Consider the following 25,828-nt stretch of genomic DNA (forward strand, 5'->3'; position numbering starts at 1 on the left):
GCCAAATGGATATCTTCAACGCACTGATGACCGGCTTCGCGGCCGCGATCACCCCCATCAACCTGCTGTGGTGCCTCATCGGCTGTGCCCTGGGCACGGCCGTGGGCGTGCTGCCCGGCATCGGCCCCGCCGTGGCGGTGGCCATGCTGCTGCCGATCACCGGCAAGGTCGACATCACGGCCTCGATGATCTTCTTCTCGGGCATCTATTACGGCGCCATGTACGGCGGCTCGACCACCTCGATCCTGCTGAACACGCCCGGCGAAACCGCCAGCATGGTCACGGCCATGGAAGGCAACAAGATGGCCAAGAGCGGCCGCGCGGGCGCCGCGCTCGCCACCGCGGCCATCGGCTCCTTCGTGGCCGGCACCATCGCCACCGTGGTCGTCACGCTGTTCGCGCCCTTCGTGGCCGACTACGCCGTGCGCCTGGCGGCACCCGAGTACTTCCTGCTGATGCTGCTGGCCTTCACCACGGTGAGCGCGGTGCTGGGCAAGAGCACGCTGCGCGGCATGACGGCGCTGTTCGTCGGCCTGGCCATCGGCTGCGTGGGCCTGGACCAGATCACGGGCCAGGGCCGCTACACCGGCAACATGCCCGAGCTGCTCGACGGCATCGAGATCGTGCTGGTGGCGGTGGGCCTGTTTGCCGTGGCCGAGGTGCTGTACGCCGTGCTGTACGAAGGCCGCGTGGTCGAGGGCCAGAACAAGCTGACCCGCGTGCACATGACCTCGCGCGACTGGAAGCGTTCCATTCCCGCCTGGCTGCGCGGCGCGGCCATCGGCACGCCCTTCGGCTGCATTCCGGCCGGCGGCACCGAGATCCCGACCTTCCTGAGCTACGCGACCGAGAAGAAGCTCGCGAAGGACGCCGATGCCAAGGCCGAGTTCGGCACCACCGGCGCCATCGAAGGCGTGGCCGGCCCCGAGGCCGCCAACAACGCCACGGTGACCGCCGCGCTGATCCCGCTGCTCACGCTGGGCATTCCCACCTCGAACACCACGGCCATCATGCTGGGCGCGTTCCAGAACTACGGCATCCAGCCGGGCCCGCAGCTCTTCACCACCTCGGCCGCACTGGTCTGGGCGCTGATCGCCTCGCTGTACATCGGCAACCTGATGCTGCTGGTGCTCAACCTGCCGATGGTCGGCCTGTGGGTCAAGCTGCTCAAGATCCCGAAGCCGCAGCTGTACGCCGGCATCCTGATCTTCGCGACCGTGGGGGCGTACGGCATGCGCCAGAACACCTTCGACCTGTTCCTGCTGTTCGGCATCGGCCTGCTGGGCGTGGTGATGCGGCGCTTCGACTTCCCGACCGCCCCCGTGGTGGTCGGCATGATCCTCGGCCCGCTCGCCGAAGCCAACCTGCGCAACGCCATCGCCATGGGGCAGGGCAGCCCGATCGTGTTCTTCCAGCGCCCCGAGTCGATCGTGGTGATCATCGCCATCGTCGCTGTGCTGGTGCTGCCGCGCCTGGCCAAGCGCATGAGCGAACGCAAGCTGAAGCGGCTGGCGCAGCTGGACGCCTGACGCGACCGACTTTCTTTTTCGGTTCACATGCCGCGGGCGATTGGCGCCCGCGGCATTTTTTTTGAATGCGCCTGCGGCGCCAAGGGGCTTGACTGCGCAGTCATCACCGCGTCGCCGCATGTCCCCAGAATGGCGGCTTCGTTCGGGGTACCGCTTGCATCGCCCGCATTCCATGCCCGGTACGGCAGGGGTGTGACGAGGTATTCCCATGAAGAGTCCACAGACTCTGGCCTGGCTGCTGCTTGCGGCCAGCGTGGCGGCGGAAGTCGCCGGCACCATCGCCCTTCGCCATGCCGAAGGTTTCACCCGCCTGTTGCCATCGCTGCTCACCGCCGCCTGCTATGCCGGCGCGATCTGGCTCATGTCGCTCGCGGTACGCGAACTGGATGTGGGGCTGGGCTACGCGGTCTGGGCCGGTGCCGGCACCGCGCTGATCGCGGTCGCCGGCATGGTCTGGTTCGGTGAAGCGGTCACGCTGACGCGCGTGGTCGGCCTGCTGGCCATCGTGGCAGGCGTGGTGGTGCTGAACATCGAGGCGCGGTAGCGGGGCCACCGCTGCCCGCGCCCAGAGGTCTCAGCGCTGCGGCGCCTCGACCAGGTCGTCGTCGATGTGCGGATCGGCCGGCTGCCCGCGCACTTTGCGCACAGTGCGACGGATCCAGTGCTCGATGTCGTCCACGTAGGTGAACACGGCCGGCACCACCAGCAAACTCAGCACCGTGGAGGTGATCAGCCCGCCGATCACCGCCATCGCCATCGGCGAGCGGAAGCTCGAATCGGCGGCGCCGAAGCCCACGGCAATGGGCAGCATGCCGGCGCCCATGGCGAGCGTGGTCATGATGATGGGCCGTGCGCGCTTGTGGCAGGCGTCGCGCAGCGCGTCCCAGCGGCTCATGCCGTGGTCGCGGCGCGCCACGATGGCGTACTCCACCAGCAGGATCGAGTTCTTCGTGGCAATGCCCATCAGCATGATCAGGCCGATCAGCGAGGGCATCGACAGCGCCTTCTGCCCGATCAGCAAGCCCACGAAGGCGCCGCCCAGTGCGAGCGGCAGCGCGCACAGGATGGTCACCGGGTGCAGGAAGTCCTTGAACAGCAGCACCAGCACGATGTAGATGCACAGCACGCCCGTGAGCATCGCCAGGCCGAAGCTGGCGAACAGCTCGGTCATGACTTCGGCGTCGCCCACCTCGGCGATGCGCACGCCGGGCGGCAGCTTCTGGATCGAGGGCAGGGCCTCGACGGCGGTCTTGGCGTCGCCCAGGCCCACGCCCGACAGCTCGATCTCGAAGTTGACGTTGCGCGAGCGGTCGTAGCGGTCGATGACGGCCGGGCCGCCTTCCATCGTGAGCGAAGCCACCTGGCTCAGCATGACGGGGCCGCGCGCGCCCGGCACCGACAGGCGCCCGATCAGGTCGAGGTCTTGTCGCGCCGAGTCTTCGAGTTTCACCACGATCGGCACCTGCCGCTGCGCGAGGTTGAGCTTGGCCAGCGCCTGGTCGTAGTCGCCCAGTGTGGCCACGCGCAGTGTTTCGGCGATGGCCGAGCTGGTCACGCCGAGGTCGGCGGCGCGCGCGAAGTCGGGGCGCACGGCGATCTCGGGACGGATCAGGCTCGCGGTCGAGGTGATGTTGCCCAGGCCGGGAATGGTGCGCAGGTCTTTCTCGACCGCGCCCGCGGCCGCCGACAGCGCCGCCGGGTCTTCGCCGGTGAGCACCAGGATGTACTTCTCGCCCGAGCCGCCCAGGCCCACGGTGCTGCGCACACCGGGCAGGGTTTCGAGCGCGGTACGGATCTCTTTCTCGATCAGCTGCTTGCGCGGCCGGTCGCCGCGCGGGTCGAGCTGGATCGTCAGCGTGGCCTTGCGCGTCTCGGGCGTGCCGAAGTTCGCGAACGGGTCACCGCCCGCGCTGCCGCCCGCCACCGTGGTGTAGACGCTCTTCACGTGGTTGATCTGCATCACGCGGCGGCGCGTTTCCTCGGCCGCGGCCGTGGTCTGCGCCAGCGTGGAGCCCGGCGGCAGCGACAGGTAGACCTGCGTCTGCGAGTTGTCGTCGGCCGGAATGAAGCCGGTCTTGAGCAGCGGGATCATCGCCAGCGAGCCGAAGAAGAAGAGGGTGGCCATCACCATCGTCTTGAAGCGGTGGTGCGTGCTCCACTCCACGGCGCGCATGTACAAGCGCAGCCAGCCCGGCTCCTTCTCGGCGCCGACGATGGGCTTGAGGATGTAGGCCGCCATCATCGGCGTGAGCACCCGCGCCACCACCAGCGAGGCGAACACCGCGAGCGACGCGGTCCAGCCGAACTGCTTGAAGAACTTGCCGGCCACGCCGCTCATGAAGGCCGTGGGCAGGAACACGGCAATGAGCGTGAAGGTGGTGGCGATCACGGCCAGGCCGATTTCGTCCGCCGCCTCCATGGCCGCCTGGTAGGGCGACTTGCCCATGCGCAGGTGGCGCACGATGTTCTCGACCTCCACGATGGCGTCGTCCACCAAGATGCCGACCACCAGCGAGAGCGCGAGCAGCGAGATCACGTTGACCGAGAAGCCCAGCAGGTACATGCCGACGAAGGCCGGGATCACCGACATCGGCAGCGCCACGGCCGAGACGAAGGTGGCGCGCCAGTCGCGCAGGAAGAGCCACACCACGATCACCGCGAGGATGGCGCCCTCGTACAGCAGGTGCAGCGAGCCGTCGTACTCTTCTTCCACCGGATCGACGAAGTTGAAGGCCTCGGTCAGCTCGATGTCGGGGCGCTGCACGCGCAGGTCGGCCAGCGCCTTCTGAATGGCGCGGCCCACTTCGACCTCGCTGGCGCCGCGGCTGCGGGCCACCTCGAAGCCCACCACCGGCTTGCCGTTGAGCAGCGCGGCGGCGCGCGGCTCGGCGATGGTGTCGCTGATGCGCGCCACCTGGTCCAGGCGGATGCGGCGGCCGTCGCTCAGCGCGATCTGCATGTCGGCGAGCTGGTCGGCCGACTGCACGGTGGCCATGGTGCGCACCGGCTGTTCGCTGCCGCCCAGGTCGATGCGCCCGCCCGCGCTCTCGGTCTGCACCTGGCGCAGCTGGCGCGAGATGTCGGCCGCCGAGGCGCCCAGCGCCTGCAGCTTGGCCGGGTCGAGGTCGATGTGCACCTGGCGCGTGACGCCGCCCACGCGGTTCACCGCGCCCACGCCGGGCAGCGCGAGCAGCTTCTTGGTGATGTCGTTGTCCACGAACCAGCTCAGCGCCTCGTTGTCCATGCGCGACGAGGCGATGGTGAAGGCCAGCACCGGCTGCGCCGCGAAGTCGAGCTTGGTGACGACCGGGTCGCGCACGTCGGCGGGCAGGTCGGCGCGCACCTTCTGCACGGCCGAGCGCACGTCGTCCACGGCCTCCTGCACGGGCTTCTCGAGGCGGAACTCGACGATCAGCGTGGCGGCGCCGTCCTGCACCTTGGTCGTGATGTGCTTCAGGCCCTGGATGGTGGCGATCGAGTTCTCGAGCTTGCGCGCGACGTCGGTCTCCAGCTGCGAGGGCGCGGCGCCCGGCAGCGAGGCCGAGACGGTGACGGTCGGCAGGTCGATGTCCGGGAAGTTCTGCACCTTCATGGCGTTGAACGAAAGCAGCCCCCCGAAGGTGAGCAGCACGAACAGCATCACCGCTGGAATGGGGTTGCGTATGGACCAGGCGGAAACGTTCATGGCGTGTTCCTTGTGTTGGCTTATTTAGGCGAAGGGGCGGATGCCCCCGCCTTCGCCGGGGTGGCGGACGAAGCGGCCGCGGGCGTGGCGTCCACCACGCGCACCAGGTCGCCATCGTTGAGGAAGCCCGCGCCCTGCACCACGATCTGCACGCCCTCGGGCAGGGCGCTGGTGATCTCCACGCGGTCCTTCAGGCGGCGGCCCGTCTGCACCTTGAGCTGCGCCACGCGGCCGTCGGGCAGCAGCGTGAAGACGTTGTTGAAGCCGTCGCGCGGCACGATCGCGCTTTGGGGCACGGTCGGCGCGGAACTGCGGCCCAGTTCGAAGTCGCCGCGCGCGAACATGCCGGCCTTCACGCCGGTGTTCTGCTGCACGTTGGGCAGGTCGACATAGACCAGCGCCGCGCGCGTCTGTGGATCGACCGTGGGCGCGATGCTGCGCACCGTGCCCTTCACCTGCGCGCCGCTGGCGCTGACCACGAAGGCCGGCGTGCCCACGGCGACGCGGCCCAGCTCGGCCGAGGTGACTTCGGCGCGCCATTCGAGACGGCCCTGGCGGATCAGCCGGAACAGCTCCGTGCCGGCGCCCACCACGCTGCCGACCGTGGCGGTGCGCGCGGAGATCACGCCATCGTCGGGCGCCAGCACCTGCGTGTTGCGCCCGCGCACCTGCTGCGCGGCCAGCACGGCCTCGGCCGCTTCGGCGCGCGCCTTGGCGGTCTGCTCGGTGGTCTGGTACTGGTTGATCTGCTGCTGGCTCAGCGCGCCCGTGGCCTGCAGCGTGCGGGCGCGCGCGGCGTTGCCGGCGGCGTCGGCCGCCGAGGCGCGGGCCTCGGCCAGCGAGGCGCGCGCCTGCGCGATGTCGGCCTGCACCGTCTCGGGCGAGAACACCGCGAGCACCTGGCCCTTCTTCACGGTGTCGCCCACGTTGACGCGCACCTCGGCCAGCTTCAGGCCGTTCGATTCGGAGCCGATCACGGCCTCCTGCCAGGCCGCCACGTTGCCGTTGGCGGCCAGCGTGACGGTCAGCTCGGTGGCTTCGGGCTTGGCGACGGAGACGGTCAGCGCCGGGCGCTGCGCGGGGCCTTTGGCCGCAGGCGCGGCCTTGTCGTCGGCCGGCTTGCGGGTGAGCCACAGGCCGGCGCCAACGACGACGATCAGCGCCAGCAGCGCGAGGACAAGGGTGGAACGCTTCATTGTTTTCATGGCGACGTCGCGACCTTGGCGGCCGGGGTGGTGGTCATTGGGGACGATGCTTCGGCGGGGCGGCTCCAGCCGCCGCCCATCGAGCGGTACAGGGAGACCCAGGCTTCGGTGCTCTCGCGCTGCAGCGAGACGCGCGCGGTCTGCGCGGCGAACAGCGTGCGCCGCGAATCCTCGAGCTCGAACAGGCTGGCCAGGCCGCTGCTGTAGCGGGCCTGGGTGGCGTCGAATGAGGCCTGGTAGTTCTTCACCGCGCTGTCGGCGTCGGTGCTGCGCGCGGTGGTGGCGTCGAGGTTCACCAGGGCTTCCTCGACCTCGCGCACCGCCTGGCGCACGTTGGCGCGGTAGAGCGACACGGCCTCGGTGTAGCGCGCCTTGGCGGCTTCGGCGTTGGCCGCGCGCGCGCCGCCGTCGAGCAGCGGCACGGTGAGCGACAGCGGCCCGACCGTCCAGGTGTCGAGCGATTCGCGAAAGCCGCTGGTGCGGATCTGCATGCGGCCGATCGAGCCCGAGAGCGTGAGCTTGGGGTAGCGCTCGGCCTCGGCCGAGCCCACCTCGGCGCTGGCCGCGGCCACGCCGAGTTCGGCCGCGTACACGTCGGGCCGCTGCGAGAGCGCCTGCGCCGGCACGCTGGCGATGGCGCCGACCACCGGCAGCGCGCGCTGCGTGGGGGAGGCCGCGAGCTTCTGCGCCAGCGTGGGTTCGTCGAGCCCGCTGAGCGCCACCAGCGCCTTGCGCTGCACCGCGCACAGGGCGCGCTGTTGCGTGAGGCGGCCGGAGGCGTCGGAGGCGCTGGCACGCGCCAGCGCGGCGTCGGCCGGTGCGGTGAAGCCGGCGCGCGCCGACAGGTCGGTGAGCCGCGCCGTTTCGCCGCGCGACTTCGCATCGGACTCGGACACGTTCAACTGCTGCTGGCAGGCGCGCTCGGCGAAATAGGCGTTGGCCGTTTCGGCCGCCACGGCGACGCGGGCGTCGTGCCACTTGGCGGTGGCGCTGTCCAGCTTCTGCTGGGCCGAGTCGCGGTCGGCGCGCAGGCGGCCGAACAGGTCGATCTCCCACTTCGACTGCAGGCCGGCCTGCAGCGTGGTGACCGGCGCGGCGGCGGCGCTGCTGCTGCTGCTGCTCGAAGAACCGCCCGATCCGAACGACGAGCCCGAAACGCCGCGGCTGGCCGACGCTGTGCCGTCCAGGCTGGGCAGCAGCGCTGCGCCGGCCTGCACGCGCGTGGAGCGCGCCTCGGTCACGCGCGCCGCGGCGCTGGCAAGGTTGGGGCTCGCGGTTTCGGCGGCGGCGATCAGCTCGACCAGCAGCGGGTCGTCCAGCTGGCGCCACCACTCGGCCAGCGCGGCCAGCGAGCCGCCGTGGGGCAGGGGCGCGTGCCACTGCGCGGGGAAGGGCGCCTGCACCGAGGCGGGCGGGCGCGTCAGGCCGCAGCCGGCGAGGCCGAGGCCCAGCGGCAGGCTCAGAACAAGGGCAATCCGTCGGAGTCGTCTCATGGCTTCTTTCTCTGCTCGGCGGCCACCTGGCGGCGGCGTGCGGTTTCGGCCTGGACCAGCGCCATCGCGTAGCCCGTGAGCCGGTCGGCCCAGGTGTCGATGGCGCGCGGCGTGCGCAGCAGCGACGGGCGCAGGGCCTCGATGAAATCCTGGCTCACGTACAGCTGCATCGACAGCCCGGTGATCGCGAAGGTCAGGCGGTGGATGTCGTCGTCGGCGCGCGCCACCTGCAGGTGGCGGCACAGCAGCTCGACGATGGCGCGGTGCGGGCCCTTGATGTCGCGCTCCAGCTCCTTGGCCCACTGGCTGGTGGGCTCCAGCATCTCGCGCATGTGCAGCTGGATGCACTGGCGCACGATCTCGCCCTGCTTGAGCGGGTCGATCATGGCCACCATGCAGATGCGCAGCGTGTCCTCGAGCGACTGGCCGGGCACGTTGCAGGCGGCCACCAGGTCGTTCGAATCGCTGCCCATCGGTTCGTTGAAGGTGGCGGAGTACAGCCCCTCCTTGTCGCCGAAGTAGTAGCTGATGGCCGACACGTTCACCCCGGCCTCGCGCGCGATCTCGCGGATCGAGGTCTTGGCGAAACCGTTCTGGGCGAACAGCCGCAGCGCGGTGTGCAGCAGGCGGTGGCGCGCTTCGGCGCCGTCGCTGCGGGGGGCGCGGCGCGGCGAGGGCACGGGCGTTGGCGTGAGGGGGTCCCTGGCGTTCATCGGCGCGATTAAAGCATGATTGAAATCAAACGATTGATTTACTTAAGGCTTGCTGAAGGCTTTTGTTTTTGGTTGCATCTGGGCCTGCGCGAGGCCGGGGCGGGGGCCGCACACAGTACGATCCGCGCATGTCCGTTGCTCCCTCCGCCGCCGCACCGCCGCCCGCCTTGCCCCTGGACGCCGAAGGCATCCTCGCGCTCGCTGCGCGTTCGATGTTTCATCTGTTTTCGAGCATCAGCCAGGGCATGTTCCTGGTCGACCGCAGCGGGCGCATCGTCTGGGTGAACGAGGGCTACCGCCGCTTCCTGCCGGCGCTGGGCTTTTCGTCCATCGACGAGTTCATGGGCCACATGGTCGAGGACGTGATCCCCAACACCATGATGCGCCGCGTGCTCGAAACCGGCGAGCCGATCCTCATCGACCTGCTGACCAACAAGGCCGGCACTTTCGTCGTGAGCCGCATCCCGCTGCGCGAGGAGCGCGAAGACGGGGAGGGCCTGGGCAAGGTCATCGGCGCCATCGGCATCGTGCTGTTCGACCAGCCCGAGACCACGCTGCAGCCGCTCATCAGCAAGTTCGCGCTGCTGCAGCGCGACCTCGACGACGCGCGCCGCGAGCTGGCCAGCCAGCGCAACAACCCGCTGTACCAGCACGCGCCCGACGGCCAGCGCCGTTCCAAGTACACCTTCGCGAGCTTCATCGGCAGCAGCCCGGCGGCCGTGGAGGTGAAGCGCCACGCGCGCCGCGCCGCGCAGTCCACCAGCCCGGTGCTGCTGCTGGGCGAGACCGGCACCGGCAAGGAGCTGCTGGCGCACGCGATCCACGCGTCGTCCACGCGCGCGAAGGGCCAGTTCGTCAGCGTCAACATCGCGGCCGTGCCCGACACGCTGCTCGAGGCCGAGTTCTTCGGCTTCGCCCCTGGCGCCTTCACCGGCGCCGACAAGCGCGGGCGCGAAGGCAAGTTCAAGCTGGCCGACGGCGGCAGCCTGTTTCTCGATGAAATCGGCGACATGCCGCTGGGCCTGCAGGCCAAGCTGCTGCGCGCGCTGCAAGAGGGCGAGATCGAGCCGCTGGGCTCCAACAAGCTGATCCCCTTCGACGCCCGCGTGATCGCCGCCACCTCGCGCGACCTGCCCGAGCTGGTGCGCCGCGGCCTGTTCCGCGAAGACCTGTATTACCGACTCAACGTGCTGCCGCTGCGCGTGCCGCCGCTGCGCGAGCGGCGCAGCGACATCCCGGCGCTGGTCGAGGCGCTGGGCGAAGACATGGCGCTGCGCAGCGGCGAGGCGCCGCCCGAGCTCACGCCCGACGCGCTCGCGCTCCTGGCCGGCCAGCACTGGCGCGGCAACATCCGCGAGCTGCGCAACGTGCTGGAGCAGGTGACGATGCGCAGCGACTCGCAGCGCATCGATGCCGCGCAGCTCGAACGCATCCTGCGCGAGGCGGGGCTGGAGCAGATCGAGGCGCCCGACACCTCGCACAGCCTGCGCGACGTCGACCAGGAGGCCGCGCTGCTGCGTCCGCTGTCGCAGCAGGTGGCCGAGCTGGAGCGCAAGGCGATCGCCGCCGCGCTCGAAAGCACAGGCGGCAACAAGCTCGCGACCTCGCGGCTGCTGGGCATTTCACGCGCCACGCTGTACGAGCGCATGACGGGGATGGGCCTCTCATGAGCGTCAAGGCACTGCGTTCCACCTTCGGCCCGAACTGCCATTGGTGCGGGCTGCCGATGGACTTCGACGAGCCGCACGGACGCCCCGAGTCGGCCACCATCGAACACCTGCTCGACGCCACGCTGGGCGGCGTGCGCCAGCAGAAGCACCGGCGCCTCGCGCACGCGGTGTGCAACCACACGCGCAACGAGCTGCGGATGCGGGCCGAGCGCGAGTTCGAAAGCTGGCTCGCGGCACGCCGCGACTCTGCTGGGAAACCCTGACTGATCAGCAGACAGTTGTCTGAAAACAAGACAGCATGAATGCACTGAAATCAGGCGAAACCGGTTGCGTCCGAATGAGGAAGCCTTTGTTATCAATGGCTTAGGTGGGTGGCACGAACTGTGCAATATTCAGTCACCTTTATCAGGAGACAAGACATGCACCGTCGCCACCTCATCGCCCTGGCCGCCCTGGGCGCCACCGTTGCCACCATGCCCGCCTGGGCCCAATCGAACGAAATCCGCATCGCCCACGTCTACAGCAAGACCGGCGCGCTGGAGGCCTACGGCAAGCAGACGCAGACCGGCCTGATGATGGGCCTGAACTACGCCACCGGCGGCACGATGATGGTCAACGGCAAGAAGCTGGTGGTCATCGAGAAGGACGACCAGGGCAAGCCCGACCTGGGCAAGTCGCTGCTGGCCGCCGCGTACTCCGACGACAAGGCCGCGCTCGCGGTCGGCCCGACCGCTTCGGGCGTGGCGCTGGCCATGCTGCCGGTGGCCGAGGAGTACAAGAAGATCCTGATCGTCGAGCCCGCCGTGGCCGACTCGATCACCGGCGACAAGTGGAACAAGTACATCTTCCGCACCGGCCGCAACTCGAGCCAGGACGCCATCTCCAACGCCGTGGCCATCGACAAGGCCGGCGTCACCGTCGCCACGCTGGCGCAGGACAACGCCTTCGGCCGCGACGGCGTGAAGGCCTTCGGCGCCGCGCTGAAGAAAGCCAAGCTCGCGCACGAGGAGTACCTGCCGCCCGCCACCACCGACTTCACGGCCGGCGCGCAGCGCCTGATCGACAAGCTCAAGGACCAGCCGGGCCGCAAGATCATCTGGATCGTCTGGGCCGGCGCGGGCAACCCGTTCAAGATCGTCGACCTCGACCTGAAGCGCTACGGCATCGAGATCGCCACCGGCGGCAACATCCTGCCGGCCATGGCGGCCTACAAGTCGCTGCCGGGCATGGAAGGCGCGGCCTACTACTACTTCGGCATCCCGAAGAACCCGGTGAACGAGGCGATGGTTGCGGCCCACTACAAGGAATTCAAGACGCCGCCGGACTTCTTCACGGCCGGCGGTTTCTCGGCCGCGATGGCGGTGGTGACGGCGCTGAAGAAGACCAACGGCGACACCGGCACCAACAAGCTCATCAGCACCATGGAAGGCATGAGCTTCGACACGCCCAAGGGCAAGATGACCTTCCGCAAGGAAGACCACCAGGCGATGCAGTCGATGTACCACTTCAAGATCAAGGCCGACCCCGCCTTCGCGTGGGGCGTGCCGGAGCTGGTGCACGAGATCAAGCCGGAAGAGATGGACATCCCGATCAAAAACAAGCGCTGAACACGGCGCTGATCGCCCCCTGACCCCGCGGCGCGCATGCAGGCGCCGCCCCCTTTTCGCCCCGGATGGCCGCCGGGCGAAGCGCCAGCCTGCGTCCGCGCCAGCTGTCGTGTGCCACGGTCAATTCGTCAGTCTGCAAGCAAGCGTTCGATCAAACACAACAGAAGGAGACAGCGATGCCAGCGATGCGATGGAACAACTGGAAGGGGTTTGCCGCAGCAGCGGTGATCACGGCGGCGGCGCAGGCCGCCACGGCGGCCGTGCCGCTGCCGGCACTGGGCGCCAACCCGGCGGAGGTGAGCGTGTCCGGCCTGTCGGCCGGCGGCTTCATGGCGGTGCAGCTGCACGTGGCCTACTCGGCCACCTTCAAGCGCGGCGCGGGCGTGGTCGCCGGCGGTCCGTACTACTGCGCCGAAGGCTCGGTGCTCAACGCCACCGGGCGCTGCATGACGCACAGCACCAGCATCCCGGTCTCCACGCTCGTGAGTACCACCAACAGCTGGGCCGCCAGCGGTGCGATCGACCCGGTGTCGAACCTCAGCAATTCCAAGGTCTACCTGTTCTCGGGCACCTCGGACAACACCGTCAAGCAGCCGGTGATGGACGACCTGAAGACGTATTACCAGAGCTTCGTGCCGGCCGCCAACACGGTCTACAAGAACAACCTCGGCGCCGGCCACGCGATGGTCACCGACGACTACGGCGGCGCCTGCAGCACCACGGCCGCGCCGTACATCAACAACTGCGGCTTCGACCTCGCGGGCGAGATCCTCACGCAGCTGTACGGTCCGCTGAACCCGCGCAACAACGGCGCACTGGGCGGCACTTTCACCGAGTTCAACCAGTCGGAGTTCGTCACCGGCCACGGCGTGGCCGCCACCGGCTGGCTCTACGTGCCGCAGGCCTGCACCACCACCTCGTGCCGCGTGCACCTGGTGCTGCACGGCTGCAAGCAGAACTACACCGACGTGAGCGACCAGTACGTCAAGAAGACGGGCTACAACCGCTGGGCCGACACCAACAACATCATCCTGATCTACCCGCAGACCAGCACCGCGGCCACCAACAGCTGCTGGGACTGGTGGGGCTACGACAGCGCCAACTACGCCAAGAAGTCGGGCCCGCAGATGGCCGCCATGAAGGCCATGATCGACCGCGTCACCGGTTCGGCCGGCGGCGGCGGGCTGTCGGCGCCCACCGGCGTGGGCACCTCGGGCGCGACCAGCAGCAGCATGGTCATCGGCTGGGCCGGCGTGTCGGGCGCTTCGGGCTACAACGTGTACCGCGGCGGCAGCAAGGTCAACGCCTCGCCGGTGGCGGGCACCAGCTACACCGACACCGGCCTGGCCGCGTCGACCAGCTACAGCTGGACCGTGGCCGCGCTGAACGCGAGCAATGTCGAAGGCGCGATGTCGGCGGCCGCCACGGGCGCGACCACGGCGGGCCCGGGCGGCGGGGGCACGTGCTACACCGCGAGCAACTACACGCACACCATGGCCGGGCGCGCCTATGCGCTGTGGGGCCTGACCTATGCCAACGGCTCGGGCCAGTCGATGGGCCTGTGGAACATCTACGCCATGACCACGCTGAAGCAGACGGGCACCAACTACTACGTGATCGGCACCTGTTGAGGCCGTTCACCCTGCACTGATTTTTCGATTCGCAAGGACTTTTCCACAATGCTTGAGACCCGGGATCTGACCATCCGCTTCGGAGGGCACGTGGCCGTCAACAGCGTGAGCTGCGCATTCGCGCCAGGCACGCTGACGGCCATCGTCGGCCCCAACGGCGCGGGCAAGACCACTTACTTCAACCTGATCTCCGGGCAGCTCAAGGCCACGGCCGGCACGGTGTCGCTCGACGGGCAACCGTTGTCGCACCTGTCGCCGTCGGCGCGCACGCACGCCGGGCTGGGTCGCGCGTTCCAGCTCACCAACCTGTTCCCCAACCTCACGGTGCTGGAGAACGTGCGGCTCGCGGTGCAGGCCACGCGCGCCGGCGCCCACCGCCACGGGCTCAACCTGTGGAGCATCTGGAGCGACCACAAGGCGCTGACCGAACGCGCCGAGCAGATCCTGGCCGACGTCGCTCTGGAGCCGCGCGCCCACGCCACCGTGGCCAGCCTGCCGCACGGCGACCAGCGCAAGCTCGAGGTGGCGCTGCTGATGGCGCTCGAACCCAAGGTCTTCATGTTCGACGAGCCCACGGCCGGCATGCACGCGGCCGAGGCGCCCGTCATCCTCGACCTCATCCGCAAGCTCAAGCAGGACAAGACCAAGACCATCCTGCTGGTCGAACACAAGATGGACGTGGTGCGCGAACTCGCGGACCGCATCATCGTGCTGCACAACGGCACGCTCGTGGCAGACGGCGAACCGGCCGAGGTGATCGCCTCGCCGGTGGTGCAGGAGGCCTACCTGGGCATCGCGAAGGAGGCCGCATGAGCACCGAAAATTTGCTGACCCTGGAAGGCGTGCAGACGCACATCGGGGCGTACCACATCCTGCACGGCGTCGACCTGGCCGTGCCCAAGGGCCAGCTCACCATGCTGCTGGGCCGCAACGGCGCGGGCAAGACCACCACGCTGCGCACCATCATGGGCCTGTGGCATGCGTCGCAGGGCAGGGTGCAGTTCGCCGGCAAGGACATCACGGCCCTGCACACGCCGCAGATCGCCGAGCTCGGCGTGGCCTACGTGCCCGAGAACATGGGCATCTTCTCCGACCTCACGGTGAAGGAGAACATGGTGCTGGCCGCGCGCGGCGCCAAGAACGCCGACGCCATCGACGACACGCGGCTGAAGTGGATCTTCAAGCTCTTTCCCGCGGTCGAGAAGTTCTGGAACCACCCGGCCGGCAAGCTGTCGGGCGGGCAAAAGCAGATGCTGGCCGTGTCGCGCGCCATCGTCGAGCCGCGCCAGCTGCTCATCATCGACGAGCCCAGCAAGGGCCTGGCGCCCGTGATGATCAACAACATGATCGAGGCCTTCGGCGAGCTCAAACGCAGCGGCGTGACGATCCTGCTGGTCGAACAGAACATCCACTTCGCCCAGCGCCTGGGCGACACCGTCGCGGTGATGGACAACGGCCGCGTGGTGCACAGCGGCTCGATGGCCGCGTTCTCCGCCGATGCGCAACTGCAGCAATCGCTGCTCGGACTTGCCCTATGAAACTCGACTTCGACTGGAAGCCTCTGCTTCTTGCCCCCATCCTCGCGCTCGTCGCGCTGCCGCTCACGGGCTCGGTCTCGACCTGGCTCACGCTCACGGTGGCGGGGCTGGCGATGGGCATGATCATCTTCATCATCGCCTCGGGCCTCACGCTGGTGTTCGGCCTGATGGACGTGCTCAACTTCGGCCACGGCGTGTTCATTGCGCTGGGCGCCTTCGTGGCCAGCAGCGTGCTCGGCCTCATGGGCGACTGGACCGGCTCGGGCGAGCTGTGGCGCAACCTCGTGGCCGTGTTCCCGGCCATGCTGGCCGCGATGGCGGTGGCCGGCGCCATCGGCCTGGCCTTCGAGCGCTTCATCGTGCGGCCGGTGTACGGCCAGCACCTGAAGCAGATCCTCATCACGATGGGCGGCATGATCATCGGCGAGGAGCTCATCAAGGTGATCTGGGGCCCGGCGCAGATTCCGCTGCCGCTGCCCGAGGCGCTGCGCGGCTCGCTGCTGGTGGGCGACGCCGCCATCAGCAAGTACCGCCTGCTCGCGGTGGCCGTGGGCGTGGTGGTGTTCGGCGTGCTCGCCTGGACGCTGGGCCGCACCAAGATCGGCCTCCTGATCCGCGCCGGCGTGCAGGACCGCGAGATGGTCGAGTCGCTGGGCTACCGCATCGGGCGCCTGTTCGTGGGCGTGTTCGTGGTGGGCAGCGCGCTGGCCGGCCTGGGCGGCGTGATGTGGGGCCTGTTCCAGCAGAACCTGGTGCCGCAGATGGGCGCGCAGGTCAACGTGCTGATCTTCATCGTGATCATCATCGGCGGGCTGGGCTCGACCGGCGGGGCGCTGCTCGGCGCGCTGCTGGTGGGGCTCATGACCAACTACATCGGCTTCCTGCTGCCCACGCTCACGCAGTTCGCGAGCATCTTCCTCATGGTGGCCGTGCTGCTGTGGCGCCCGCAGGGCGTGTACCCCGTGGCGAACCGTTGAGGAGAAAGCCGTCATGTTCCTGAAACGACTTCTTTCCAACGACATGCCGCGCAGCCGCCTGCTGGCGCTGCTGCTGCTGGCCCTGTTCCTGGCGCTGGCCTTCGCGCCGTTCCTGTTCCCGGGCGTGAAGGCGCTCAGCGTCGCGGCCAAGATCCTGGTGTTCGTGGTGCTGGTCGCGAGCTTCGACCTGCTCCTGGGCTACACCGGCATCGTGAGCTTCGCGCACACGATGTTCTTCGGCATCGGCGCCTACGGCATCGCCATCTCGGCCTCGCGGCTGGGGCCCAACTGGGGCGCGGTGCTGGTGGGGCTGGGCGCGTCGCTCGCGATCTCGCTGGTGCTCTCGCTGGCCATCGGCTTGTTCTCGCTGCGGGTGCGCGCGATCTTCTTCGCGATGATCACGCTGGCCGTGGCCTCGGCGTTCCAGACGCTCGCCTCGCAGCTGTCGGACTTCACCGGCGGCGAAGACGGCCTGACCTTCAAGCTGCCCGAGCTGATCTCGCCGAGCTTCGAGTTCGCCGAACAGCCGTTCCTCGGCGTCTCGCTCGACGGGCGCCTGCTGTGCTACTACCTGCTGTTCGTGGCGGCGGTGGTGCTGGTGCTGGCGATGCTGCGCATCGTGAACTCGCCCTTCGGCCGCGTGCTGCAGGCCATCCGCGAGAACGAGTTCCGCGCCGAGGCCATCGGCTACCGCGTGGTGGTGTACCGCACCACGGCCGCCGTGCTGTCGGCGCTGTTCGCCACGCTGGCCGGCGCGATGCTGGCCATCTGGCTGCGCTACAACGGGCCCGACACCTCGCTGAGCTTCGAGATCATGATCGACGTGCTGCTCATCGTGGTGATCGGCGGCATGGGCACCATCTACGGCGCGGCCATCGGTGCGGTGCTGTTCGTGGTGGCGCAGAGCTACCTGCAGGACCTGCTGCGCCTGGGCAACGAGGCCGCCAGCGGCCTGCCGTGGCTCGCGGCGCTGCTGTCGCCCGACCGCTGGCTGCTGTGGCTGGGCGTGCTGTTCGTGCTGTCGGTGTATTACTTCCCCACGGGCATCGTCGGCAAGCTGCGGGCGAGGGCGGCGAAATGAGCGACGGCAACAACAACAGCACCATGACGCCGACATCGCACTACGCACAACTCGCAGGCCGTGAAATCCACTGGCTCGACTGGGGCCCCGCCAACGCCCCCGTCGTCATCGCCTGGCACGGCCTGGCGCGCACCAGCCGCGACATGGACGAGTTGGCGCAGCACTTCGCGGCGCGCGGCTTTCGCGTGATCTGCCCCGACACCCTCGGGCGCGGCCTGAGCCAGTGGAGCCCGGCGCCCGACGACGAATACACGCTCGCGTTCTACGCACGGCTGGCCAATGCGCTGTGCGACGAGCTGCGGCTGGGCCGCGTGCACTGGGTGGGCACCTCGATGGGCGGCGCGATCGGCACGGTCTGCGCATCGGGCCTGTTCGAGCCGCGCATGAAGGCGCGCATCGCCAGCCTCACGCTGAACGACAACGCACCGCAGCTCGCGCAGGCCGCCATCGAGCGCATCCGCGCCTATGCCGGCGACCCGCCGGCCTTCGCCACGGTGGCCGAGCTGGAGGCCTTTTTTCGCACGGTCTACAAGCCCTACGGCTGGCTCAGCGACGCGCAGTGGCGCCGCCTGACCGAAAGCTCCACGCGCCGCCTGGCCGACGGCCGCGTCACGCCGCACTACGACCCGGCCATGGTCAAGCAGTTCAGCGCGCACGACAACGACTACCTGATCTGGCCGCACTACGACGTGATCGAGGCGCCGGTGCTGTGCCTGCGCGGTGCCGAGTCCGACCTGGTGCTGCCCGAGGTGATCGACGAGATGCACCGGCGCGGGCCGGGCGCGGCCGGGCGCCTGCAGGTGATCGAGGTGCCGGGCTGCGGCCATGCGCCCGCGCTCAACGTGCCGGAACAACTGGACCCGATCGAAGGGTTTATCCGCGCGGCCGGTCGTTGAAGGCATGGCCGGATCACAATCCGGCCGACTTCAACTCCAAGATCACCTCGCCATGGCCCTCTCGATGTACGACCTGTCCGTGCCGGTTTTCACCCGCGGACTCGGCCAGCTGACCCACCTGCTCGACAAGGGCCTCGCGCATGCGAAGGCCCAGGGCATCGACCCGGCGACGCTGGTCGACGCGCGCCTCGCGCCCGACATGCTCACGCTGGCCGGCCAGATCCAGCGCGCGAGCGACGCCTCGAAGCTGGGCACGGCGCGCATCGCGGGCATCACCGCGCCGAGCTTTCCCGACGAGGAAAAGACCTGGGACGACCTGCTGGCGCGCATCGTGAAGACGCAGGATTTCCTGGCCAGCGTGGATCGCGCGCTCATCGACGGCCACGAAGAACGCCCCGTGACCATCAAGGCGCGCGAAGGCGAGGCGCACTTCACCGCGCAGCGCTACCTGCTGCAGTTCGCGCTGCCGAATTTCTTCTTCCACGTGACCACCGCCTATGACGTGCTGCGCCACAAGGGCGTGCCCATCGGCAAGCTGGACTACCTCGGCCGCTTCTGAGTGGGTTCAGGCGCGGCGTGCCGCCAGTGCGTACATCAGCGGAATGCGCGGCATGCCTTCGGGCGGGGCCATGCGCCGTCCGCCGAGTTCGCGCATGCCCTCGAAGGGCTTCCAGCCGTTGGTGTACGGGTACTCCTCGAAGCGCTCGATGGCCAAGCCCGCCTGCGCGAGCGCGGTCGTCACCTGGCCCACGCCCCAGGTGAACTCGAAGCTCGGGTGCGGGTTGCGAAAGCCTTGCACGCCGGGCATGGGCCGGTCGTCGGCCACGAGGCCGTCGCCCGATTCGGCCACGTAGTCGCCCACGCCTTCCTCGGGCACGGGCGCGTCGTTGAAGTAGTCGTAGTGGAACTTCCACTGCGGGTCGAACACCAGTGCGAACGGATGGAACTCGACGATCACGAAGCGACCGCCGGGCTTGAGCAGCTGCGCCACGCCGCGCGCCCAGGCACCGAGGTCGGACAGCCAGCACAGCGTGCCGTACGAACAGAACACGAGGTCGTGGCGCTCGCCGCGCGCGGCGGCGGCCTCGAAGTAGTCGTAGACGTCCGCGCGCTCGAAGCGCGCCGCAACGCCCGACTCGGCCGAGAGGCGGGTGGCGAAGTCGATGGCCTCGTCGGAGATGTCGACGCCGGTCACGCGGGCGCCGCGGCGCGCGATGCTCAGGCTGTCCTGGCCCGCGTTGCACTGCAGGTGCAGCACCGAGAGGCCGTCCACGTCGCCGAGCAGGGCGCTTTCCTCGGGGAACAGCGTCGAGCCGCCCGCACGGAAGAAGGCGGCCTGGTCACCCTTGTGGCTGTTGTGCGCAACCGTGGCAGCGTTCCACGACTGGCGGTTGGCTTCGTGCAGGTCTTTCTTCATGGCGTGGTCGTTGTGTCTTGTCGGGTGGGCCAGCCCGCCAGGTGGCGTTCGGCGATGCCCGTGAGCGCGGTGATCCACGCCGGGCTGTCGTTGAGGCAGGGGATGTAGCCGAAGCGCTCGCCGCCCGCGTGCAGGAAGGCTTCGCGGCCTTCCATGGCGATTTCTTCGAGCGTTTCGAGGCAGTCGGCCGGAAAGCCCGGGCACACCACGTCGACGTGCTTCACACCGCTGGCGCCGAGTTCGCGCAGAGTGGGCTCGGTGTAGGGCTCCAGCCACTTGGCGCGGCCGAAGCGCGACTGGAAGGTCGTGCGGTACTGCGTGGACGCCAGGCCCAGCCGTGCCGCGAGCAGGCGGGCGGTCTCGAGGCACTGCGCCTCGTAGGGGTCGCCCAGCGCGATGTTGCGCGCGGGAATGCCGTGGAAGCTCATCACCAGCAGCTCGCCGCGGCCTTCGGTCTTCCAGTGCTTTTCGATGCCTTGCGCGAGCGCCTCGATGTAGGCGGGGTCGTCGTGGTACTGGTTGACGAAACGGAACTCGGGCACGTGGCGCTGGCGGCGGCTCCAGGCGTTCACGGCGTCGATCACGCTGGCCGTGGTGGTGGCCGAGTACTGCGGGTAGGCCTGCAGCACCAGCACGCGCGTGGCGCCCTCGGCCTGCAATGCATCGAGCCGCGAGGCGATCGACGGGTTGGCGTAGCGCATCGCGTCGCGCACTGTCACGCGGTGGCCGCGTTCGCCGAGCCAGCCGGCCAGCAGGGTGGCCTGCTTCTGTGTCCAGACCTTGAGCGGCGAGCCCTCGGGCAGCCAGATGCTGGCGTACTTCGCGGCCGACTTCGCGGGCCGCGTGCGCAGGATGATGCCGTGCAGGATCAGCGCCCACAGCGCCCTGGGAATCTCGACCACGCGCGGGTCGCCCAGGAAGTCGGCGAGGTAGGGGCGCACTGCGGCGGCGGTGGGCGCATCGGGCGAACCCAGGTTGCACCAGAGCACGGCGGTGCGGTCGTTCTTGCTGTTCTGGCTGTCTTGGGGGGCGAGAGGCATGCGATATTCTCGGGCATGACTTCCGCTTCCCCGGCGCCCGGCGGCGCCACGCCGCTCGACATCTCGCGCATCTCGGCGATCACGCTCGACCTGGACGACACCCTGTGGCCGATCTGGCCGACCATCGAGCGTGCCGAGCGCGTGCTGCACGAATGGCTGCTGCGCGAGGCGCCCAAGACGGCCTCGCTGCTGCTCACGCCGGGCGTGCTGCGCGAGCTGCGCGAAGCCACCGCCAAGGAGCGCTCCGACCTCGCGCACGACCTGAGCGCGCTGCGCCGCGAGTCGATCCGCACGGCGCTCGTGCGCGCGGGCGAGGACCCGGCGCTGGCCGACCCGGCCTTCGACGCCTTCTTCGAAGAGCGCCAGCGCGTCACGCTGTACGACGACGCGCTGCCGGCGCTCAAGTGGCTCAGCGAGCGCTACCCGCTGGTGGCGGTGTCGAACGGCAACGCCGACCTCCACAAGACCGGCGTCGGCCGGTGGTTCCGCACCGCCTTCAATGCGCGCACCTTCGGCAGCGGCAAGCCGCATGCGCCGATCTTCCGCGCTGCGGCGGCCTCGGTCGGCCTGCTGCCGAAAGACGTGCTGCACGTGGGCGACGACGCCGCGCTCGACGTGGTGGGCGCGCTCAACGCCGGCATGCAGGCCGCCTGGCTGGTGCGCGACGAGCGGCCGTGGGAGCACGGCGCGCGTCCGCAGCTGATCGTGCCCAACCTGCACGCGCTGTGCATCGCGCTGGGCGCCTGACGCTCGCCAGCACCAAGAACGTCACCGCGGTCGATACCAGAAACACCGAGGAACCGGCTTTGCCGGGCCTCTGGTGTTGCCCCCTGCAAGGGGGTTGGCGTAGCGACACGAAGTGCGCGAAGACTGGGGGTTAGCCAAATACTGGTCGGAAGAAGCTGCGTTCGTAGCTGACGATGCAGCGCGTTTCCTCCGCGTAGCGGAAGGCGGCCTGGCAGTCGGCGTCCTGCATCGAATCGGCCCGGTAGGTTTCGTAGGCGGCCAGGCTCGGGAAGCTGAACATCGCCAGCGCCACGTTGTTCGCGCCTTCGGACGGCAGGAAGTAGCCGTGGTGCTGGCCGCCGAACTTCTCGACCAGCGGAATCCAGAGCTTGCCGTAGTGCTCGAATTCCTTGAGCTTGAAGGGATCGACGATGTAGCGCAGGTAGCAGGTGATCATGGGTGAGGAGCGTCAGGGGACTATCGGCGCGGCCCGAGCGGCGCGCGGCTGCCCGGACTATAGTTTTGCGACGGCCTCCTTTCACTGCTTTCGCGCGAATTCCCTTCCATGCATCTCTCCACCTGGCTCCTCTTTTGCGGCGTGACCCTGGTCGTCGCCTTCACGCCCGGCCCGGCCGTGCTGCTCGCGGTCTCCAACGCCATCTCCGTCGGCCCGCGCCGCGCGATGATCAGTTCGCTGGGGAACGCCTGCGGGCTCTTCCTGGTCTCGGCCGCCGCGATGGGCGGGCTGGGCGTGGTGCTCAACACCTCGGCCACGGCCTTCATGGTGCTGAAGGTGGCGGGCGCGGGCTACCTCGTGTACCTGGGCATCCGGCAGTGGCGCAGCCGCACGAGCGTGTTCGCCGAGCTGCAGCCGTCGGCCGCGCCGGCGCCTTCGCGTTCCGCGCGCCGGCTGTTCGGGCATGGCGTGACGGTGGCGCTGACCAACCCGAAGGGCATCCTGTTCTTCTCGGCGCTGTTCCCGCAGTTCCTCACGCACGACGCGCCGATCCTCACGCAGTTCGCCGTGCTCACCACGACCTTCGCGGCCGGCTCGGTGCTGGCGCATGGTTCGTACGTGCTGTTGGCGCGCCTGCTGAAGAAGCAGTTCGCGAACCCCAAGCGCGCGCAGCTGTTCAACCGCGTGTCGGGCGGTGCCTTCGTGCTGCTGGGGTTGAGCCTGCTGCGCCTGCGCAACAAGACGGCCTGAGAAGGCCGCCGACTTTCTTCAGTCGAGCCCGAAGCGCTCGCGCAGCGCCGCGCAGAAATCGGCGGTGCCGCCGAGCGAGAGCGTGAGGGTGTCCAGGCGCGGGTTGTCTTCCCGCGTGCGCTGCACGTCGCAGTCCCACATTGCGCCTTCGTCGAGCGCGCCGCGCGCACCGGGGAAGGTGGCCTCGGCCCAGGCCAGCACCTGCGCGATCTCGGCTTCCACCTCGGGCGTGCGCTCGGGCGGGGTCGAGGCCATGGCGTCGAAGGTGCCGTGGTCTTCGGTGTCTTCGCTGTAGTCGAAATCGAGGTAGCGCAGGGTCGTTGTCATGGCGTGGCAAGTGCGCGCGCGACGGCCAGTCCGTTGAGGACCGCGCCTTCGAGCGTGGCGGGATAAGGGCCTTCGGTGTAGTCGCCGCAGGCCTGCAGCCCCGGCGCGATGGCGGCCGGCGGGCGGGCCAGGCCGGGCGTGCAGGCGAAGGTGGCGCGCTTCTCGACCACGGTCTGGATCGGCGTGAGGCCGGGCTGCCCGAGCTTCGCGCCGGCTTGCGCGAGCACCTGTTTCTCGAGCGTCTCGCGCGGCGTCTCGTTGGCGCTCACGACGAAGGCGAGCACGCCTTCTGGTCCACCGAGCTGGCCGCGATCGAACACGAACTGGGCCGGTGCGCTGCCCGGCTGGCTACGCAGCGCGAGCATCGGCTCGGCCAGCGGCGCTGCGCCGCGCACGTAGACCGTGGCAATCGCCTCGAAGCGCAGCGATTCGGTGACGTTGCACCAGCGCGAAGCGGCCGGCAGGCCGGTGGCGCGCACGAGGCGCGCGGCGTCCCAGGGCGCGCAGGCCAGCACGGCCTGGTCGAAGACCTCGTCATCGACGCGCCACCGGTCGCCCTCGGGCGCGATGGCGCGCACGCGGTGGCCGATGTGCGCGGTGGCGCCGTGCCGCGCGAGCCAGGCCAGCGCGGCATCGGGCAGCAGGGCGCCGAGGTCCACGCGCGGCAGCAGCAGGTCGGCGCCGCCGCGTCCGCTGAACAGCGCGTCGTGCAGCACGCGCAGGAACACCTGGCCGCTCGATTGCGGCACGGGCGTGTTGAGCGCCGAGACGCACAGCGGCTCGATGAGTTCGTGCATCACGCGCGGCGTGAGGCCGGCGCACAGCGTGGCGACGCTGGTGCCGGGCGCGCAGCGAAAGCCCGCGAGGCGCCAGCGCACGGCGGTGGCCAGCAGCGCGGCCTTGTCGCGCCAGCTCCAGCCGCGCGCGGTGAAGATGCCGATGAGCAGGTCGAGCGGCGGCGGCCGGCCCGCGGGCAGCTGCAGCCCGCCGCCGTCGGCAAAGCGCAGCGACAGCGGCAGGCGCTGCAGGGCGGTGTCGACATCGACACCCACGTCGCGCATGAGCGCCAGCGTGGCGGTGTAGGCGCCGATCAGGATGTGCTGGCCGTTATCGAGCGCCATGCCGTGCATGTGATCGACCCGCCGCGCCCGCCCGCCGGCCATCGGCGCGGCTTCGAACAGGGTGACGGCGTGGCCGAGGCGCGTGGCCTCGACGGCGCAGGCCAGGCCGGCCCAGCCGGCGCCGATGACGGCGAGCCTCATGGGCACGAAGGGTGGGGCGTCATATCCGGCCCAGCGCCTGGACTTTCCAGGCCAGCCAGAACTTGCGCACCGGCGTCAGGCTGATGCGCTGGTTCAGCACCTGGAAGTCGTCGCGCTCGATCTCGCGCAGCAGCGTGCGGTAGATGCTGGCCATCATCAGGCCGGGCTTCTGCGTGCGGCGGTCGGCCAGTGGCAGCAGGGCCAGCGCCTCGTCGTAGGCGGCGTGGGCACGCTGGGCCTGGAACTTCATGAGCGCGACAAAACGGTCGGAGTGCACGCGGTTGAGAATTTCGTGCGCCTTCACGTCGAACTGCTGCAGCTCGTTGACCGGCAGGTAGATGCGACCGCGCAGCGCGTCTTCGCCGACGTCGCGCAGGATGTTGGTCAGCTGCAGCGCCAGGCCGAGCTTGTGGGCGTAGGCGGTGGTCTGCGGATCGGTCTGGCCGAAGATGCGCGCCGCCACCTCGCCGACCACGCCGGCCACCAGATGGCAGTAGCGCGCGAGGCCGGGGAAGTCGAGGTAGCGGGTCTGGTCCAGGTCCATCTGGCAACCGTCGATCACCTCGTTGAGCTGGCGCGCCTCAATGCCGTAGGTGGCGGCATGCGGCATGAGCGCCTGCATGACCGGGTGGCGCGGCGTGCCGGCAAAAGCCTGGGCGACCTCGGTGCGCCACCAGGCGAGCTTGGTGGCAGCCACGCCGGGGTCGGAGACCTCGTCGACCACGTCGTCGACCTCGCGGCAGAAGGCATAAAAAGCCGTGATCGCGGCGCGCCGCGGCTTGGGCAGGAACAGGAAGGCGTAATAGAAACTGCTGCCCGAAGCGGCGGCCTTGTCTTGCACGTATTGCTCGGGATTCATCGGGGAGGCGCTGCTTTCATGGGCCGTGATTGTCTCCGCATCCGCCATGCCTTCCAGAGCAGCACGGGCGCGTCGGCCTTGCCGACGGTGGGGCGCTGCGTGAAGGTGTCGAAGCCCAGGTCCTCGATCTTGTCGAGGATGCGCAGGCCGCCCTGCACGACCAGGCGCAGCTCCCAGCCCACGCGGCCCGGCAGGCGGTGCACGAGCGGGGCGCCTTCGGTCATGAGCTCGCGCGCCCAGAAGGCCACCACCGCTATCAGATTGATAGCTTCCTGCGGCGGCGGCGCGGAAGACAGCGGTGCGAAGACCTTGAAGTGCTCCGACGTCAGGCCGCGCCGCGCGCAGTCGGTGCTCGGAAAGTAGAAGCGCCCGCGCGGCAGGTCGACGCTCGGGTCCTGCCAGAAGTTGATGAGCTGCAGCGCGCTGCAGATGGCGTCGCTCTGGGCCAGCGCCTGCGCATCGGTCACACCGTACAGGTGCAGCAGCAGCCGGCCGACCGGGTTGGCGGAGCGGCGGCAGTAGTCGAGCAGCTCGGCGCGGTCGGCGTAGGTGCCGCGGTCGCGGGTCTTCTCGATGTCCTGCATGAAGGCGCTGAGCAGGTCGGCGAGCAGGTCTTCGGGCAGGCGGTACTGGGCGATGGCCCAGGCCAGCGGGCCGAACACGTGGGGCCAGCGCGAGTCGGGCAACGCGTCGCCGCGCGCGGCGGCGGCCAGTTCCTCGCGGTAGGCGCGCAGCTCGGCCAGGCGCGCATCGGGCGAGGCGTCGCCTTCGTCGGCGATGTCGTCGGCGGTGCGCGCGAAGTGGTAGATCGCGGCGATCGGCGGGCGCAGGTGCGGCGGGCACAGCCAGGAGGCCACGGGGAAGTTTTCGTAGTGCGCCGGCGCGGCGGCATGACGGGGATTGGCGGGGGGAGTGGCGGACACGCCACGATTGTCGGCGACGTCATGTCCGGGCACTATGCTCGT

25 protein-coding genes are annotated in these 25,828 nt (G+C 69.3%); 14 read left to right on the forward strand and 11 right to left on the reverse strand.

Annotation, left to right across the window (positions count from 1 at the left end; translation table 11 throughout):
- The first annotated feature begins 5 nt into the window (after positions 1–5).
- Entirely contained in the window at positions 6–1,529 is a 1,524-nt protein-coding gene (locus tag AC07SQ_RS24585) for a tripartite tricarboxylate transporter permease (protein ID WP_354343496.1), read from the forward strand.
- A 208-nt stretch (positions 1,530–1,737) separates the two neighbouring features.
- Positions 1,738–2,073 carry a DMT family transporter gene (locus tag AC07SQ_RS24590; RefSeq protein ID WP_095745062.1) on the forward strand — a complete coding sequence of 112 codons (336 nt, stop codon included), beginning with the start codon at positions 1,738–1,740 and terminating at the stop codon, positions 2,071–2,073.
- A 30-nt stretch (positions 2,074–2,103) separates the two neighbouring features.
- Here AC07SQ_RS24590 and AC07SQ_RS24595 read toward each other — a convergent pair whose 3' ends face one another.
- The 4 genes from AC07SQ_RS24595 to AC07SQ_RS24610 are packed head-to-tail and all read right to left on the reverse strand — an operon-like array spanning position 2,104 to position 8,625.
- Positions 2,104–5,214, reverse strand: a complete 3,111-nt coding sequence (locus tag AC07SQ_RS24595; protein WP_495271467.1) for an efflux RND transporter permease subunit — start codon at positions 5,212–5,214, stop codon at positions 2,104–2,106.
- Between the two features lie 20 nt (positions 5,215–5,234).
- Complete coding sequence (locus AC07SQ_RS24600) at positions 5,235–6,419, reverse strand: efflux RND transporter periplasmic adaptor subunit (protein WP_495271466.1); 1,185 nt, start codon at positions 6,417–6,419, stop codon at positions 5,235–5,237.
- Complete coding sequence (locus AC07SQ_RS24605) at positions 6,416–7,912, reverse strand: efflux transporter outer membrane subunit (protein WP_495271465.1); 1,497 nt, start codon at positions 7,910–7,912, stop codon at positions 6,416–6,418. The genes AC07SQ_RS24600 and AC07SQ_RS24605 overlap by 4 nt, the downstream gene beginning before the upstream one ends.
- Positions 7,909–8,625, reverse strand: a complete 717-nt coding sequence (locus AC07SQ_RS24610) for a TetR/AcrR family transcriptional regulator (protein ID WP_495271464.1) — start codon at positions 8,623–8,625, stop codon at positions 7,909–7,911. Before AC07SQ_RS24610 ends, AC07SQ_RS24605 begins: the two co-directional genes overlap by 4 nt.
- Before the next feature lie 128 nt (positions 8,626–8,753).
- Between AC07SQ_RS24610 and AC07SQ_RS24615 the strand changes: the two genes are divergently transcribed.
- The 10 genes from AC07SQ_RS24615 to AC07SQ_RS24660 all read left to right on the forward strand — a co-directional run bounded on the left by AC07SQ_RS24615 (position 8,754) and on the right by AC07SQ_RS24660 (position 18,584).
- Positions 8,754–10,295, forward strand: a complete 1,542-nt coding sequence (locus tag AC07SQ_RS24615) for a sigma-54 interaction domain-containing protein (protein WP_062475896.1) — start codon at positions 8,754–8,756, stop codon at positions 10,293–10,295.
- Positions 10,292–10,558, forward strand: a complete 267-nt coding sequence (locus AC07SQ_RS24620; protein ID WP_070060447.1) for a hypothetical protein — start codon at positions 10,292–10,294, stop codon at positions 10,556–10,558. The genes AC07SQ_RS24615 and AC07SQ_RS24620 overlap by 4 nt, the downstream gene beginning before the upstream one ends.
- A 156-nt stretch (positions 10,559–10,714) precedes the next feature.
- Positions 10,715–11,902, forward strand: a complete 1,188-nt coding sequence (locus AC07SQ_RS24625) for a substrate-binding domain-containing protein (RefSeq protein ID WP_070060448.1) — start codon at positions 10,715–10,717, stop codon at positions 11,900–11,902.
- 176 nt (positions 11,903–12,078) lie between these two features.
- Positions 12,079–13,533 (forward strand): extracellular catalytic domain type 2 short-chain-length polyhydroxyalkanoate depolymerase, encoded by a 1,455-nt coding sequence (locus tag AC07SQ_RS24630; protein WP_495271463.1) that lies wholly within the window; start codon positions 12,079–12,081, stop codon positions 13,531–13,533.
- A gap of 48 nt (positions 13,534–13,581) precedes the next feature.
- A complete protein-coding gene (locus tag AC07SQ_RS24635; protein ID WP_062475886.1) occupies positions 13,582–14,346 on the forward strand; it encodes an ABC transporter ATP-binding protein in 765 nt (254 codons plus the stop codon).
- Positions 14,343–15,071: an ABC transporter ATP-binding protein gene (locus tag AC07SQ_RS24640; protein ID WP_159277159.1), complete on the forward strand. Its 729-nt coding sequence runs from the start codon at positions 14,343–14,345 to the stop codon at positions 15,069–15,071. Before AC07SQ_RS24635 ends, AC07SQ_RS24640 begins: the two co-directional genes overlap by 4 nt.
- Entirely contained in the window at positions 15,068–16,048 is a 981-nt protein-coding gene (locus AC07SQ_RS24645) for a branched-chain amino acid ABC transporter permease (protein WP_070060451.1), read from the forward strand. The genes AC07SQ_RS24640 and AC07SQ_RS24645 overlap by 4 nt, the downstream gene beginning before the upstream one ends.
- 13 nt (positions 16,049–16,061) lie before the next feature.
- A complete protein-coding gene (locus tag AC07SQ_RS24650; protein ID WP_495271462.1) occupies positions 16,062–17,129 on the forward strand; it encodes a branched-chain amino acid ABC transporter permease in 1,068 nt (355 codons plus the stop codon).
- Positions 17,130–17,152: 23 nt separating this feature from the next.
- Positions 17,153–18,025, forward strand: coding sequence for an alpha/beta fold hydrolase (locus AC07SQ_RS24655; protein ID WP_495271616.1), 873 nt, complete (start codon positions 17,153–17,155; stop codon positions 18,023–18,025).
- Between the two features lie 52 nt (positions 18,026–18,077).
- Positions 18,078–18,584 (forward strand): DUF1993 domain-containing protein, encoded by a 507-nt coding sequence (locus AC07SQ_RS24660; protein ID WP_159272052.1) that lies wholly within the window; start codon positions 18,078–18,080, stop codon positions 18,582–18,584.
- A 6-nt stretch (positions 18,585–18,590) separates the two neighbouring features.
- Here the strand turns inward: AC07SQ_RS24660 and AC07SQ_RS24665 are convergent, their stop codons facing one another.
- Positions 18,591–19,442, reverse strand: a complete 852-nt coding sequence (locus tag AC07SQ_RS24665; RefSeq protein ID WP_495271461.1) for a class I SAM-dependent methyltransferase — start codon at positions 19,440–19,442, stop codon at positions 18,591–18,593.
- Positions 19,439–20,482, reverse strand: coding sequence for a ferrochelatase (gene hemH, locus AC07SQ_RS24670; RefSeq protein ID WP_495271460.1), 1,044 nt, complete (start codon positions 20,480–20,482; stop codon positions 19,439–19,441). Before hemH ends, AC07SQ_RS24665 begins: the two co-directional genes overlap by 4 nt.
- 15 nt (positions 20,483–20,497) lie before the next feature.
- On the opposite strand from hemH, the gene AC07SQ_RS24675 reads away from it, so the two are divergent.
- Positions 20,498–21,229 (forward strand): HAD family hydrolase, encoded by a 732-nt coding sequence (locus AC07SQ_RS24675; protein WP_139703699.1) that lies wholly within the window; start codon positions 20,498–20,500, stop codon positions 21,227–21,229.
- A 130-nt stretch (positions 21,230–21,359) separates the two neighbouring features.
- Here AC07SQ_RS24675 and AC07SQ_RS24680 read toward each other — a convergent pair whose 3' ends face one another.
- A complete protein-coding gene (locus AC07SQ_RS24680; protein ID WP_095947796.1) occupies positions 21,360–21,665 on the reverse strand; it encodes an NIPSNAP family protein in 306 nt (101 codons plus the stop codon).
- Positions 21,666–21,773: 108 nt separating this feature from the next.
- Between AC07SQ_RS24680 and AC07SQ_RS24685 the strand changes: the two genes are divergently transcribed.
- A complete protein-coding gene (locus AC07SQ_RS24685) occupies positions 21,774–22,415 on the forward strand; it encodes a LysE family translocator (protein ID WP_062475861.1) in 642 nt (213 codons plus the stop codon).
- Positions 22,416–22,433: 18 nt separating this feature from the next.
- On the opposite strand, the gene AC07SQ_RS24690 is transcribed toward AC07SQ_RS24685, so the two are convergent.
- From AC07SQ_RS24690 to hpnC, 4 genes are read right to left on the reverse strand one after another with little or no spacing between them, the layout of a single operon-like run.
- Positions 22,434–22,742, reverse strand: coding sequence for a hypothetical protein (locus AC07SQ_RS24690; protein ID WP_495271459.1), 309 nt, complete (start codon positions 22,740–22,742; stop codon positions 22,434–22,436).
- Positions 22,739–24,004, reverse strand: a complete 1,266-nt coding sequence (gene hpnE, locus AC07SQ_RS24695) for a hydroxysqualene dehydroxylase HpnE (RefSeq protein WP_495271458.1) — start codon at positions 24,002–24,004, stop codon at positions 22,739–22,741. The genes AC07SQ_RS24690 and hpnE overlap by 4 nt, the downstream gene beginning before the upstream one ends.
- Positions 24,005–24,023: 19 nt before the next feature.
- A complete protein-coding gene (gene hpnD / locus AC07SQ_RS24700) occupies positions 24,024–24,863 on the reverse strand; it encodes a presqualene diphosphate synthase HpnD (protein WP_062475853.1) in 840 nt (279 codons plus the stop codon).
- Positions 24,860–25,786 carry a squalene synthase HpnC gene (hpnC, locus tag AC07SQ_RS24705; RefSeq protein WP_495271457.1) on the reverse strand — a complete coding sequence of 309 codons (927 nt, stop codon included), beginning with the start codon at positions 25,784–25,786 and terminating at the stop codon, positions 24,860–24,862. Before hpnC ends, hpnD begins: the two co-directional genes overlap by 4 nt.
- Positions 25,787–25,828: the final 42 nt, after the last annotated feature.

The organism is Variovorax sp. GW821-FHT06D12, assembly GCF_059419205.1.